Annotated in this window: 14 protein-coding genes and 1 other RNA gene; 9 read left to right on the plus strand and 6 right to left on the minus strand. The window is 67.5% G+C overall.

The genetic code is table 11. The annotated features are described in order from the left end of the window. Positions 1 to 78 precede the first annotated feature (78 nt). An RNA gene (gene ffs, locus PSm6_RS21510) (signal recognition particle sRNA small type) lies at positions 79 to 175 on the plus strand. 26 nt (positions 176 to 201) lie between these two features. Here ffs and PSm6_RS21515 read toward each other — a convergent pair. Continuing rightward, the gene (locus PSm6_RS21515; RefSeq protein WP_265168153.1) at positions 202 to 933 is read right to left on the minus strand and encodes a substrate-binding periplasmic protein; all 732 of its coding nucleotides are present in this window, start codon (positions 931 to 933) and stop codon (positions 202 to 204) included. 145 nt (positions 934 to 1,078) lie between these two features. Between PSm6_RS21515 and dnaX the strand changes: the two genes are divergently transcribed. From dnaX to recR, 3 genes are all read left to right on the plus strand, one after another. Then, positions 1,079 to 3,334 (plus strand): DNA polymerase III subunit gamma/tau, encoded by a 2,256-nt coding sequence (dnaX, locus tag PSm6_RS21520; RefSeq protein ID WP_265168154.1) that lies wholly within the window; start codon positions 1,079 to 1,081, stop codon positions 3,332 to 3,334. Between the two features lie 11 nt (positions 3,335 to 3,345). Further along, positions 3,346 to 3,672, plus strand: coding sequence for a YbaB/EbfC family nucleoid-associated protein (locus PSm6_RS21525; RefSeq protein WP_021222150.1), 327 nt, complete (start codon positions 3,346 to 3,348; stop codon positions 3,670 to 3,672). 135 nt (positions 3,673 to 3,807) lie between these two features. Then, positions 3,808 to 4,407, plus strand: a complete 600-nt coding sequence (recR, locus tag PSm6_RS21530; protein ID WP_021222149.1) for a recombination mediator RecR — start codon at positions 3,808 to 3,810, stop codon at positions 4,405 to 4,407. A gap of 37 nt (positions 4,408 to 4,444) precedes the next feature. Here recR and PSm6_RS21535 read toward each other — a convergent pair whose 3' ends face one another. After that, entirely contained in the window at positions 4,445 to 4,906 is a 462-nt protein-coding gene (locus PSm6_RS21535; protein ID WP_265168156.1) for a GNAT family N-acetyltransferase, read from the minus strand. Between the two features lie 32 nt (positions 4,907 to 4,938). Next, the gene (locus PSm6_RS21540; protein WP_265168157.1) at positions 4,939 to 5,376 is read right to left on the minus strand and encodes a rhodanese-like domain-containing protein; all 438 of its coding nucleotides are present in this window, start codon (positions 5,374 to 5,376) and stop codon (positions 4,939 to 4,941) included. A 98-nt stretch (positions 5,377 to 5,474) separates the two neighbouring features. Between PSm6_RS21540 and ftrA the strand changes: the two genes are divergently transcribed. The 4 genes from ftrA (at position 5,475) to fabF (ending at position 9,588) form a co-directional block, all read left to right on the plus strand. Then, positions 5,475 to 6,443 (plus strand): transcriptional regulator FtrA, encoded by a 969-nt coding sequence (gene ftrA / locus PSm6_RS21545; RefSeq protein ID WP_265168158.1) that lies wholly within the window; start codon positions 5,475 to 5,477, stop codon positions 6,441 to 6,443. A 76-nt stretch (positions 6,444 to 6,519) separates the two neighbouring features. Then, positions 6,520 to 7,668, plus strand: coding sequence for an acyl-CoA dehydrogenase family protein (locus PSm6_RS21550; protein ID WP_265168159.1), 1,149 nt, complete (start codon positions 6,520 to 6,522; stop codon positions 7,666 to 7,668). A gap of 112 nt (positions 7,669 to 7,780) precedes the next feature. After that, complete coding sequence (locus tag PSm6_RS21555) at positions 7,781 to 8,314, plus strand: PaaI family thioesterase (RefSeq protein WP_111263436.1); 534 nt, start codon at positions 7,781 to 7,783, stop codon at positions 8,312 to 8,314. Further along, on the plus strand, positions 8,314 to 9,588 hold the full coding sequence (fabF, locus tag PSm6_RS21560; RefSeq protein ID WP_111263437.1) for a beta-ketoacyl-ACP synthase II: 1,275 nt from the start codon (positions 8,314 to 8,316) through the stop codon (positions 9,586 to 9,588). The genes PSm6_RS21555 and fabF overlap by 1 nt, the downstream gene beginning before the upstream one ends. Before the next feature lie 45 nt (positions 9,589 to 9,633). Here fabF and PSm6_RS21565 read toward each other — a convergent pair whose 3' ends face one another. The 3 genes from PSm6_RS21565 to PSm6_RS21575 form a co-directional block, all read right to left on the minus strand. Then, positions 9,634 to 10,203 carry a TetR/AcrR family transcriptional regulator gene (locus PSm6_RS21565; protein ID WP_111263438.1) on the minus strand — a complete coding sequence of 190 codons (570 nt, stop codon included), beginning with the start codon at positions 10,201 to 10,203 and terminating at the stop codon, positions 9,634 to 9,636. Positions 10,204 to 10,333: 130 nt separating this feature from the next. Beyond that, positions 10,334 to 11,467 (minus strand): thiolase family protein, encoded by a 1,134-nt coding sequence (locus tag PSm6_RS21570; RefSeq protein ID WP_265168162.1) that lies wholly within the window; start codon positions 11,465 to 11,467, stop codon positions 10,334 to 10,336. Positions 11,468 to 11,625: 158 nt separating this feature from the next. Next, positions 11,626 to 12,816 carry an MFS transporter gene (locus PSm6_RS21575; protein WP_265170552.1) on the minus strand — a complete coding sequence of 397 codons (1,191 nt, stop codon included), beginning with the start codon at positions 12,814 to 12,816 and terminating at the stop codon, positions 11,626 to 11,628. Between the two features lie 90 nt (positions 12,817 to 12,906). Here PSm6_RS21575 and PSm6_RS21580 point away from each other — a divergent pair, with 90 nt between their 5' ends. Then, positions 12,907 to 13,473, plus strand: coding sequence for a TetR/AcrR family transcriptional regulator (locus PSm6_RS21580; protein ID WP_265168163.1), 567 nt, complete (start codon positions 12,907 to 12,909; stop codon positions 13,471 to 13,473). The last annotated feature ends 32 nt before the right edge of the window (positions 13,474 to 13,505 follow it).

Genomic DNA, 13,505 nt, shown 5'->3' on the forward strand with positions numbered 1-13,505 from the left:
TTTTAGCAGTTGTAAGTTGGCGAAGAGCCGGTACAATGGCGCGGCTCGCCGATCTGGCGAGCTGCGTTATGGTGGCCCTGCCGGTCCCCCCGCAACGATTACCCGTCAACCTGGTCAGATCCGGAAGGAAGCAGCCACAGCGGGAACATTGTGTGCCGGGGTGTGGCTGGTAGGGTCACCCCCATCTCCCAGCGCTGCAATTCACCGGTAGCGCGACACGATTCTCTCTATCTCTCCCGATGTCCGCATGCGCGCCAGTGCACGCACGATTTCGTTCGCCGGTATCTCCGGTGCATTGCGCACCAGGCAGGCCACGGGCTCTTCCTCCAGTACCGCCACCGCCGCCAAGCGTTCGCTCGCCGGCATGCCGCGGTTGAACCATTTCAGCGCCAGTTCGCTGCTGACTGCGTAGCGGTAGCGCCCCGCGCCGAGTTTCTGCAGCACCAGGCCCTGGTTGCGGGCCTCGTCTCGTTGCAGGGTGCCGTCATCGAACCGCTCCTGCAGGCCTGGATAGGAATAGCCCAGTACGGTGCCCACGCTCTGTGTCGGCAGGCGTTGCGGGTCGACGGGGGCTGCGTTGTCGGGGGCGCTCACCAGCAGGTCACGCTGCACCAGGATCGGCTCGCTCCACAGGTAGTTAACGCCCAGGTCGCCCATCCAGTTGGGGCTCACGTAGCAGCGTACGTCGACATCGCCATGCTCCAGGGCCAGCTGCACGCGGGTACGGGGCAGTACGTTGATCTGCGCCTCACGCCCGAGTTGCCGGGCCAGGCCCTGGATGATGTCGAAGATGATGCCGCCGGTCAGCTCGTTGCTCTCGATCTGCGCCACCGGCATGGCCCAACTGTCCACTGCGGAGAAGCGCAGGGGAGCCGTTTCGGCGCGAGCCAGCGCACTGGTGATCAGCAACAGGAGGAGCAGCGTTGGACGCATCGAGCACCCTCGAACGGGTATGGCGAGGCATCCACGATGCCCCGTGTCACACCTGTTGAACATAGAGCACTTCGCATCGGATGCAATTTGCGGTTTGCTCCGCTAGCATTAGCCCCTTCCGATTCCCCAGCTGCGACGGTTTTCAATGAGTTATCAGGTTCTTGCACGTAAATGGCGTCCGCGCTCGTTCCGCGAAATGGTCGGCCAGACCCATGTGCTGAAGGCTCTGATCAACGCGCTGGACAACCAGCGCCTGCACCATGCCTACCTGTTCACCGGCACCCGTGGCGTGGGCAAGACCACCATCGCACGCATCCTCGCCAAGTGCCTGAACTGCGAAACCGGCATCAGCTCCACGCCTTGCGGCCAATGCTCGGTGTGCCGCGAGATCGACGAGGGCCGCTTCGTCGACCTGATCGAAGTGGACGCCGCGAGCCGCACCAAGGTCGAAGACACCCGCGAACTGCTGGACAACGTGCAGTACGCGCCGAGCCGTGGCCGCTACAAGGTCTACCTGATCGACGAAGTGCACATGCTCTCCACGCACTCGTTCAACGCCCTGCTCAAGACCCTCGAAGAGCCGCCACCCCACGTCAAGTTCCTGCTGGCCACCACCGACCCGCAGAAGCTGCCCGTGACCATCCTCTCGCGTTGCCTGCAGTTCTCCCTGAAGAACATGCCGCCGGAGCGCGTGGTCGAGCACCTGACTCACGTCCTCGGTGCCGAAAGCGTGCCGTTCGAGCCCGACGCCCTGTGGCTGCTGGGCCGTGCCGCTGACGGCTCGATGCGCGACGCCATGAGCCTCACCGACCAGGCTATTGCCTTCGGTGAGGGCAAGGTCCTCGCTGCCGATGTGCGTGCCATGCTCGGCACCCTCGACCATGGCCAGGTCTATGGCGTGCTCCATGCGCTGCTGCAGGGCGATGCCCGTGGCGTGCTCGAGGCCATCCGCCACCTGGCCGAGCAAGGCCCGGACTGGAGCGGCGTGCTCGCCGAAATCCTCAACGTGCTGCACCGCGTGGCCATCGCCCAGGCATTGCCGGATGCGGTGGACAACGGCCAGGGCGACCGCGACCGCGTGCTGGCCTTGGCCGAAGCGCTGCCCGCCGAAGATGTGCAGTTCTATTACCAGATGGGCCTGATCGGCCGCCGCGACCTGCCATTGGCGCCGGACCCGCGTGGTGGCTTCGAGATGGTGCTGCTGCGCATGCTCGCCTTCCGCCCTGCGGATGCCGACGGCGCCCCGAGGGTCACGCTAAAGGACCCGGGAATCAGCAGGGCCACGGCTGATTCCTCGAAAACCCCAGTGGCCGGCGCTGTCGTGGCGCCGGTTGCCCCCGTATCCCCCGTTGCCCCGGTAGCAGCTCCCCAGCCGCCTGTCGAGCCCGTGGTCGCCCCGGCGGCCGTGGTGCCGGTGCAGGTTGCACCCGAGCTGGTGGTTGCTGCCCCTGTGGTGGAAGCCCCGGTCGCGCCCCGCGTGGCTGAAGTGGCTCCTGCTGCTGAAGTGGCGCCGCAGCCTGTAGCCGAGCCTGCCCAGGTCGCTCAGCCTGCTCACGAGCCCGAGCCCGAGCCCGAGCCCGAGCCCGAGCCCGAGCTCGAACCTGTTGCCCAGGCCGAGGTGATCGACCTGCCCTGGGAAGAGCGTCCCGCCTCGCCGGTCGCGCCTGCCCAGCCCGCAGCCGAGATCGCCGAGCCGGCCGCAGTCGCCGAGCTTGTTGAAGCCGTTGCAGTAGTCGAGGCGGTCGAGCCGCCTGCTCCGGTGGTGGAAGCGCCAGCCCCGGTCGTCGAGCCCACTCCCGAGCCGCAGCCCGTTGCCGAGCCCGTGGTGGCGCAACCCCAGGGTACGGAGCTGGTTGTCGCCTCGGATGCGGATGACGACGAGCCGCCACCCGGCGACTACGACGATTATTACGAGGCGGACGTCGAATCCATCGCCTACATGGATGAACTGCCCGTCGCCGAACCTGAAGCCGCCGCCGTGCCGGAGGTGCTGCCCGCCGCGCAGCCCGCCACGGGGCTTGCCGCCGAGTGGCTGGACCTGTTCCCGCGCCTGGGCATCAGTGGCCTCACCGGCAACATCGCCGCCAACTGCACCCTGGTGTCCGTGGAGGGCGACGTCTGGCGCCTGCACCTGGACCCGGCGCAGAGCGCGCTGTTCAACTCCACCCAGCAGCGCCGCATCAACGACGCGCTGAACCAGTACCACGGTCGTACCCTGGTGCTGGAAGTAGAGGTGCGCAAGCCCGAGCAGGAAACCCCTGCCCAGGCCGCCGCCCGCAAGCGTGCTGCCCGCCAGCGCGATGCCGAGGAATCCATCTCCCTCGACCCGCTGGTACAGAAGATGATCGAACAGTTCGGCGCGAGCGTTCGCCCGGACACCATTGAACCCCTTGACCGCTGAGGACAACCATCATGATGAAGGGTGGCATGGCAGGCCTGATGAAACAGGCCCAACAGATGCAAGAAAAGATGCAGAAGATGCAGGAAGAGCTGGCCAATGCCGAGGTTACCGGCCAGTCCGGTGCCGGCCTGGTGAGCGTGGTGATGACCGGTCGCCATGACGTCAAGCGCGTCACCCTGGACGACAGCCTGATGCAGGAAGACAAGGACATCCTCGAAGACCTGATCGCCGCCGCCGTCAACGATGCCGTGCGCAAGGTCGAGCAGAACAGCCAGGAAAAGATGTCCGGCATGACTGCCGGTATGCAACTGCCGCCCGGCTTCAAGATGCCTTTCTGATCAAATAGCTCCAAGTGCCAAGCCGCAAGCTTCAAGCAGAAGCGGGTGGCCTGGCACGATTTCCCCGATTCTTTGCAGCTTCCAGCTTCCAGCTTCCAGCTTCCAGCTTCCAGCTTTCTTCTTTGAGATTTCTTGATGAGCTTCAGCCCGCTGATCCGCCAACTGATCGATGCCCTGCGCATCCTGCCCGGTGTCGGGCAGAAGACCGCCCAGCGTATGGCGTTGCAGATGCTCGAGCGTGACCGCAGCGGCGGGCTGCGCCTGGCCCAGGCGCTGACCTCGGCGATGGAAGGCGTGGGGCATTGCAAGCAGTGCCGTACCCTCAGCGAGGATGATCTCTGCCCGCAGTGCGCTGATCCGCGCCGCGACGATTCGTTGCTGTGCGTGGTGGAAGGGCCGCTGGACGTGTTCGCCGTCGAGCAGACCGGCTATCGCGGCCGTTTCTTCGTGCTCAAGGGCCACCTCTCGCCCCTCGATGGCCTGGGCCCGGAAGCCATCGGCATTCCCGAACTGATGGAACGCGTGGATGCCGGCGCCTTCAGCGAAGTCATCCTCGCCACCAACCCCACGGTGGAAGGCGAAGCCACTGCCCATTACATCGCCCAACTGCTGGCCCCCAAGGGCCTGGTGGCCTCCCGCATCGCCCACGGCGTGCCCCTGGGTGGCGAACTGGAGCTGGTGGACGGCGGCACGCTGACCCACGCCCTGGCCGGTCGCCGCCCCATCGGGCTCTGATCGCCCCTCTGCGTAAACGCGCGCCGTAGCCCGGGCTTCAGCCCGGGGTCGGAGTGGGGTCGTCCGCCAACGCAGCCAACGCCTCTGCATTCATCCCATAGGCGATCCACTTGCCTTCCGGCCGCCCGCCCAGGCGCTGATAGAAGCGCTCGGCATCGCCGTTACCCGCCAGCACATCCCACTTCATCCGCCCCGCACCGCGTGCCAGCGCAAACCGCGCGACGTCGGCGAGCAGGCGCTCGCCGATGCCGATCGAACGTGCCGGCGGCGTCACGAACAGTTCCTTGAGCACCAGGGTCGGCTGCAGGTCGTAAGTGAAGGCGATCTCCAGCGTTACCGCATAGCCGAGCAACCTGCCCGCCGCCTCGGCCACGACTATCCGGCACTGAGGCTGCGGGCCAAAGGCGCGGGCCAGCAGCTGCGCCTCGTCCACCGCGAAGTCCTCCAGGTAGTCCTCGAAGCGGGCCAGTTCGCGCATCAGCGGGAGGAGGGCGGGCACATCCTCGGCCCGCGCCTCACGTATGTCCGCACTCAGCATGCGCAGGGGATGCCCTGGCCAGCGGGGAGGACCGCTACCGCCCCGGTGAGGCTCAGCCCCTCGTCCAGCCAGCCGGTAACGCCACCAAGCATCTCCTTCACCGCAAAGCCCAGCCCGGCCAGGCGCACGGCGGCGCGGTGCACGCCGTTGCAGTGGGGGCCTGCGCAGTAGACGACGAACAGCGTGTCACGCGGGTAGCGGGCCATGAATTCGGCGGTCATCAGCCGATGGGGGATGTTGATCGCGCCCGGCACATGGCCGGCGGCGTAGGCTGCTTCGCCACGCACATCGACCAGCACGTAGTCGACCTCGCCGGCCTGCTGGCTGGCATGTACGTCCGAGCAATCGGTCTCGAAGGCCAGGCGCTGGGTGAAGTGGGCCAGGGCCGCATCGGGAGCGGCGGCGGGGAACTGGCTGATGAGGCTGGGCATGGTGGTTCTCCATCGGTTGGTTTGATGGCGCCACTGTATCCAGCGGCCTTCCTGCTCTACAGTGGCGGGCAGGACAGTGACTGGTAGGTTTCCGCCAAATGAACGACGACCCCTGCCTGGTGGCCATCCTCGCCTACGACGGCCTCTGCACCTTCGAATTCGGCATCGCCGTGGAGATCTTCGGCCTGCCTCGGCCCGAGTTCGATTTTCCCTGGTACCGCCACTGCATCGTCGGCCTGGACGACGGCCCCATGCGCGCCATGGGCGGCATCCAGGTGCTGGCCGATGCGGGCCTGGAGCGCCTGGCCGAGGCGCATACCATCATCGTTCCCGGCTGGCGCGACCGTGCCGAGGCACCGCCCGAGCGGCTGTTGAGTGCACTGCGCGACGCCCATGCCCGGGGCGCGCGGCTGGTGTCCATCTGCTCCGGCGTTTTCGTCCTCGCCGCCAGCGGCCTGCTGGATGGCCGGCGCGCCACCACCCACTGGCGCTATGCCGAGGAGCTGGCGCGACGCTTCCCCGCCATCGAGGTGGACCCCGAGGTGCTCTACGTCGATGCCGGCCAACTGATCAGCTCGGCGGGCAGCGCCGCCGGCATCGACGCCTGTCTGCACCTGGTGGCGCGGGATTTCGGCACCCAGGTGGCCAATACCGTGGCGCGACGCCTGGTGATGTCGCCCCAGCGTGCCGGCGGGCAGGCGCAATTCATTCCCGCACCCGTGGCCCGTGCTCCGCGAAACGATCTTTCGGCGTTGATGCAGTGGGCCCGGCAGCACCTGCACGAGCCCCTGGAAGTAAGCCAACTGGCCCGCCGCGTGGCCATGAGCGAGCGCACCTTCCTGCGCCGTTTCAGCGAGGCCACCGGCATGACGCCCAAGGCCTGGCTGCAGCACGAACGCCTGGCCCGTGCCCGCGAGCTGCTGGAGAGCGGTGTCGACGGCAGCGAGCGCATCGCCGAGCTGTGCGGCTTCCGTTCGGTGGAGAGCTTCCGCGTGGCCTTCCGCAACGCCGTCGGGCTCCCGCCTTCGGTCTATCGGGAGCGCTTCGGAGCGGCGCATACGTCCTGATCGATGGCGCATGTCACGCCTTGAAAACCAAGCAAGCGCTCGGTAAGTTTCTCTGACTCAAACAGGGAGCCACACCATGTCCGCTTGCCAGGAATACTTCGACCCCTCCCATCAACTGGTGCGCGACTCGGTGCGCCGCTTCGTCGAGCGGGAGATCCTCCCGCACATCGGCGACTGGGAGGAGGCCGAGGAATTCCCCCGTGAGCTCTACCTCAAGGCCGGCGCCGCCGGCATTCTCGGCATCGGCTACCCCGAGCAGTACGGCGGCAGCCACGAGGGCGACCTGTTCGCCAAGGTGGCGGCCAGCGAGGAGCTGATGCGCAGCGGCTCCGGCGGCCTGGTGGCCGGGCTGGGCTCCCTGGACATCGGCCTGCCGCCGCTGGTCAAGTGGGGCCGCCCCGAGCTGCGCGAACGCCTCGCGCCCCAGGTACTGGCCGGCGAGAAGATCATGGCCCTGGCCATCACCGAACCCTCTGGCGGCTCCGACGTCGCCAGCCTCAAGACCCGCGCCGTGCGCGAGGGCGATTTCTACCGCGTCAATGGCAGCAAGACCTTCATCACCAGCGGCGTGCGCGCCGACTACTACACCGTGGCAGTGCGCACCGGCGGCGACGGCTTCGGCGGCGTCAGCCTGCTGCTGATCGAGAAGGGCACCCCCGGCTTCAGCGTCGGCCGCAAGCTGAAGAAGATGGGCTGGTGGGCCTCCGACACCGCCGAACTGTTCTTCGAGGATTGCCTCGTGCCGGCGGGCAACCTCATCGGCGTCGAGAACATGGGCTTCGCCTGCATCATGGCCAACTTCCAGTCCGAGCGGCTGGCCCTGGCCATCATGGCCAACATGACCGCACAGATGGCCCTGGAAGAAGCCGAGTGCTGGGCCCGCGAGCGGCAAGCCTTCGGCAAGCCCATCGGCAAGTTCCAGGTGCTCAAGCATCGCCTGGCGGAAATGGCCACCCAGGTCGAGGTCTCCCGCGAGTTCACCTACCGCCAGGCGGCGAAGATGGCCGCCGGCAAGAGCGTGATCAAGGAAATCTCCATGGCCAAGAACTTCGCCACCGACGTGGCGGACCGGGTCACCTACGACGCCGTGCAGCTGCTCGGTGGCATGGGCTATATGCGCGAGAGCCTGGTGGAACGGCTCTATCGCGACAACCGCATCCTCTCCATCGGCGGTGGCTCGCGGGAGATCATGAACGAGATCATCAGCAAGCAGATGGGGCTCTGATCCCGCCCGCGCGAGGCGCCCATCGGGTGGCCTTGCGCGAGGCCCTGCGTCTCGTTATATGATGATCGAAATTCAAATCGGGCCCGCGGGCCGAGCGAGAAGGAAAAGCGCCATGAGCGAATCGAGCCGTGAAGAGAAGCTGCAGGCCTGGCTGGAAGCCGAGCGCGCCATGTGCGCGCGGCTCAAGCCCGGTACCCTGAGCATGTCCGAGGTGGTGCAACTGAGCCCGCGAGAGTTCTTCGACGGCATCGGCCGGGGCGACCTGCCTTCGCCACCGATAGGTGAACTGATGGGCTTCGTGCCCATCGAATGGTCAGAAGAGCGCTTCGTGTTCCAGGGCGTTCCGGATGCCCGTCACTACAATCCCCTGGGCACCGTGCATGGCGGCTATGCGGCGACCCTGCTGGATTCCTGCATGGGCTGCGCCATCCATATGCACGTCAAGCCGGGGCAGGGCTACACCACCACCGACCTGCGCATCAGTTACGTGCGGGCCATGACCGTGAACACCGGGCCGGTGAGGGCGGAAGGGCGCATCATCCACGTGGGCCGCTCGACCGCACTGGCCGAGGGCCGCATCTATGACGTGGACGGGAAGCTCTATGCCACCGGCTCCACGACCTGCTTGATACTTGGAGGGAAATGATGAACTCGCAACGAATCGTCGTCACCGGCATGGGGCTGGTTTCGCCCCTGGGCTGCGGCGTGGAAACCGCCTGGCAGCGCCTGCTGGCTGGGCGTTCGGGCCTGCGTGCCCTGCCCGAAGACACCGTGCGGGATCTCGCGACCAAGGTCGGCGGCAGCGTACCGACGCGGGAGGAAGACCCCGAGGGTGGCTTCGACCCCGACAGTGCTGCCCCGCCCAAGGAACAGAAGAAGATGGACCGCTTCATCCTCTTCGCCCTGGCCGCCGCCGATGAAGCCTTGCAGCAGGCCGGCTGGGTCGCCGACAGCGACGAGAAGAAGGTCCGTACCGCCACGGTGATCGGCTCCGGCATCGGCGGCTTCGGTGCTATCGCCGACGCCGTGCGCACCACCGACAGCCGTGGCCCGCGACGCCTGTCGCCTTTCACCATTCCCTCCTTCCTGGTCAACCTGGCCGCCGGGCACGTGTCCATCCGTCATGGCTTCCAGGGCCCCATCGGCGCCCCGGTGACCGCCTGCGCCGCGAGCGTGCAGGCCATCGGCGATGCGGCGCGGATGATCCGCTCCGGCGAGGTGGACATCGCCCTGTGCGGCGGCGCCGAGGCGTCGATCGACCGCGTGGCGCTGGCCGGCTTCGCGGCAGCCCGTGCGCTGTCCACCGATTTCAACGACCACCCCGAGCAGGCATCCCGGCCCTTCGACAGCCGTCGCGATGGCTTCGTCATGGGGGAGGGCGCCGGCATGCTGGTGATCGAATCACTCGACCATGCCCTGGCACGTGGCGCCACGCCCATTGCCGAACTGGTGGGCTACGGCACCAGTGCCGACGCCTACCACCTCACCGCAGGGCCGGAGGACGGCAGCGGCGCCCAGCGTGCCATGCGCACCGCCATCGCCCAGGCCGGCATCGAGCCGCGGCAGATCCAGCACCTCAACGCCCATGCCACCTCCACGCCGGTGGGCGACAAGGGTGAGCTGGCGGCGATCAAGGCGGTGTTCGGCGCGGAGGGTGGGATCGCGGTTTCCGCCACCAAATCCGCCACCGGGCACCTGCTTGGCGCTGCCGGTGGGCTGGAGGCGATCTTCACCGTGCTGGCCATCCGCGACCAGGTGGCACCACCGACCCTGAACCTCGAACAGCCGGACGAAGACGCCGCCGGCGTGGACATCGTCCATGGCGCGGCGCGGCCGATGACCATCAACTACGCGCTGTCGAACGGCTTCGGTTTCGGGGGGGTGAATGCCAGCGCGCTGTTCCGGCGCTGGATGGGTTGAACGGAGCGGCCCTTGCGGCCGCTCATGGGCATCCTGGCGGCGGGCTCAGGCCTTGCCGCCTTTCTTCTCTTCCAGGCGTGCGGTCAGGTTGCTGCAGGCGTCGTCGAGAATGCGCTTGGACAGGGCCTCGTCCGCGACGCTGCGGGACAGGCTCAGTGCGCCGACCATGGTGGCGACCATCGCCATCGCTTCCTGCGGGTCACCCGTTTCCTTCTCGATCATCCTCAGCAGGTTGCCCACCACCTCGTCGCTGATGGGGCTGGCCTGGCCGCGCTGGCCCAGTTCGGACGACATGGTCGGCAGCGGGCAGCCGGCGTCCGGGTGGTCGCGGTGTTCCGGCGAGAGGTAGCGCTTGAACAGGGTCTTGAGCGGCTCCGGCTTGGCGAGCACCTTGGCCCACTGGCCGCTGGCGTCGTTGGCCGCCGCGCGCAGGGCTTCCTGCACCAGGGCATCCTTGGACTTGAAGTGGGCGTAGAAGCCGCCGTGGGTCAGGCCCAATGCCTTCATCAGCGGCTGCAGGCCGGTGGCGTCGATGCCGTCCGCGCGGAAGCGACGGGAAGCTTCCGCGATGATGCGTTTGTGGGTTTCGGCCTTGTGGTCTTCCGAGTAGCGCATGGCAGTGGCCTCAAATTCCGGGCGTTAGTATGGCGATTGTAATTCAATATTCACCGCCTGTATGCAGTTGCCGTCGCAGCAATGCCGATGGCCGACGAAAGGGGAGGCGCATTCGCACCTCCCCGGCGCATCACTCGACGCTTTCCAGCAGCGTGGCCACGCCCTGGCCGCCACCGATGCATTGGGTGGCGATGGCGTAGCGGCCGCCGGTGCGCTTGAGCAGCGAGGCGGCCTTGCCGGTGATGCGTGCACCGGTGGCGCCCAGCGGGTGCCCGATGGCCATGCCGCCGCCGTCGAGGTTGACCCTGGCGATGTCGATGTCCAGCTCGCGGATGCAGGCCAGCGCCTGGCTGGCGAAGGCTTCGTTGATCTCGAACAGGTCGATGTCATTGACCGACAGGCCGCTGCGCTGCAGCAGCTTGCGGGTGGCGTGCAAGGGACCCATGCCCATCACCTCCGGTGCGCAGCCGACCACGGCCACCGCCTTGATACGGGCGAGGATGTCCAGCTTCCAGCGCCGGGCGAATGCCTCGGTGCAGACGAGCACCGCCGCCGCGCCGTCGGTCAGCGGCGAGGCGGTGCCGGCGGTCACGCTGCCGCCGAAGGCCGGCTTCAGCTGGGCCAGGGCCTCGGCGCTGGTGCCGGGACGGATGCAGCCGTCCTCGGTGACCGGGCCGTCGGGCGTCTCGATGGTGATGATCTCGTCCTGCAGCAGGCCGCGCAGGCGCGCATCGGCGGCCTTCCCGTGGGATTGCACGGCCATCGCTTCCTGGTCCGCACGGCTGATGGCGTAGCGCTCGGCGACGATCTCGGCGGTGTGGCCCATGGGGATATAGGCCTGGATCTCGCCACTGGTCAGGCGCGGGTTGGGCGAGGTATTGAAGCCGCCCATGGGCACGCGGGTCATGGATTCCACGCCGCCGCAGATGAAGGCCTCGCCGGCACCGAGCTGGATCTGCCCGGCGGCGAAGTGGATGGAGGTCATGGACGAGCCGCAGAAGCGGTTCACCGTGGCCCCGGCCACGCTCTGCGGCAGGCCGGCGAGGAAGCCGACGATGCGTGCCAGGTTCATGCCCTGCTCGGCCTCGGGGTAGGCGCAGCCGAGGATCAGGTCCTCGATCTCGTTGGGGTCGATGTCCAGGCGATCCACCAGCCCCTTCACGACCTGGCCGGCGAGGTCGTCCGGGCGGATGTTGATCAGGCCGCCCTTCTTGGCGAAGTGGAAGGGCGAGCGGGCGAAACCGGCGATGACGATGGATTGCATATCTCGTGTCCTTGCGTGGTAGAGCCGGGCGGAGCCGGCGGGAGCGCCAGGGTGAGAGAGCGATACGACGGGCGCATGCTTAGGATGATATGCATAATTTAAACGCTTGTATATTGCGGGTGTAATCCAATCGTCGGGTCGTTACGGGCAAGGTGGGCTCAGGCGTGATCCCGGCGCGCCAGCCCAATCAGTGCCACCAGCGTCAGCCCGATCAATACCGTCGCGAACCCCGTTGCGGTCGCCACCAGCCCAAAGTGGCGGGCCATTACTCCCGCCAGCAGCGCCGGCACGCAGAACGCCAGGTAGCTGATCACGTAGTAGGTGGCCATCAGCCCCGCGCGCTCATGGGCATGGGCCAGCGGCATCACGCTGCGCAGCGCGCCGAGGAAGCCCGAGCCGAAGCCACCCCCAGCCACCAGCGAGGCGAGCAGGAACAGCCACAGCCAGCCGGCCTGCACGGCCACCAGCATGGCGCCCACTCCGATCAGCAGCAGGGTGGTGGCGATGCGCAACACCTGCTGCGCCGTGTGCTGGCGCAGCCACAGGATCGACAGGGCGCCGCTCAGGGTCAGCGCCGTTACCGCCAGCCCACCCACCAACGCCGAATTGGAGCCGGTGGCTGCGCGGATCAACGACGGCGCGAGGGACAGGTAGAAGCCGCCCAGGGACCAGACCGCGACGTTCACCGGCAGCGTGCGCCACAGCGCGCCCCGGGCCTGGGGCGGCACCCGCAGGGTCGGGCGCAGCGAGGCGAGGGCGCCCGGGCGGCGCGAGATGGATTCCGGCAGCCACCACAGCAGCAGAGCCTGGGCGGCGAACACCAGCAGCAGGACCAGGTAGACCAGGTGCAAGGGCCAGGGCGCCCACTCCACCAGCATCCCGCAGCCCAGGGCGCCACAGGCCATGCCCAGTTGCGGCGCCACGCTGTTGAACAGCGGCCCGCGCTCGGGGTTGCGATCCAGCAGCGCCGCACCCAGCACGCTGGTCGCCATCCCCGTGGCGAAGCCCTGCATCACCCGCGCTGCCAGCAACCAGCCGACGCCATCGGCCTCGATGAACAGCGCCATCGCCAGCATCTCCAGCAACAGCGCGGCGAGGATCACCGGCCGCCGGCCCAGGTAATCGGACAGCTTGCCCAGGGTGAGCAGTGCCGCCAGCAGGCTGAAGGCATAGATGGCGAAGACCAGCGTCAGCATCGCCGGGCTGAAGGCCCAGTGCGCCTGGTACACGGGGTAGAGCGGGGTGGGCGCGCTGGATGCGGCCAGGAAGCTCAGCAGCGTGCTCGCCAGCAAGGCGATGCCGCTGCGGGTGTGACGCTGGTCGAGGCAGGTATCGGCGGTCTGGACCATCATGGGCTCACTAAAGCTAAGACATTGCGTTTGCGCAGTCTGCGCGCAGAAATTCCTTAACGCAAATTCTTTGTGTTAAGGTCCGCCGCCATGGCCATCAAAGAAAACCGCCGCACTGGCGGGCGCAGCGCCCGGGTGCAGGAATCCATCCACACCGCCGTGCGCGCACTGCTCGACGAGCGCGACCGCGCCGACCTCACCGTCCCGCAGATCGCCGCTCGCGCTGGCGTCACGCCGTCCACCATCTACCGCCGCTGGGGCGACCTCTCGGCGCTGCTGGCCGACGTCGCCCTGGAACGCATGCTCCCCAGCGAGCCGCAGGACACCGGCACCCTCGTCGGCGACCTGCACGCCTGGGCCGAGCAATACCTCGACGAGATGAGCTCCGAGCTCGGCCGCACCCTGATCCGCGACGTCGTCTCCGACCTCGCCGGCGACTACCCTGGCCAATGCGCCGACCTCGTCCGCTGCCAGCTGCAGCTCATCCTCGACCGCGCCGCCCACCGCGGCGAAGCGGCCCCCAGCGCCGATCAACTGGTCGACGCCGTGGTCGCTCCGATGATCTACCGCATCCTCTTCGCCCCCCAAGCCCCCAGCGCCGAGCAGGTGAGGGCATGGGTAGACGGAGCGTTGAGCGTTTTCAAACCCCGGAAATGAACAAGGCCCCGTAAGGGGCCTTGTCGTTTACT

The organism is Pseudomonas solani (assembly GCF_026072635.1).
Classification (GTDB): Bacteria; Pseudomonadota; Gammaproteobacteria; order Pseudomonadales; family Pseudomonadaceae; genus Metapseudomonas; species Metapseudomonas solani.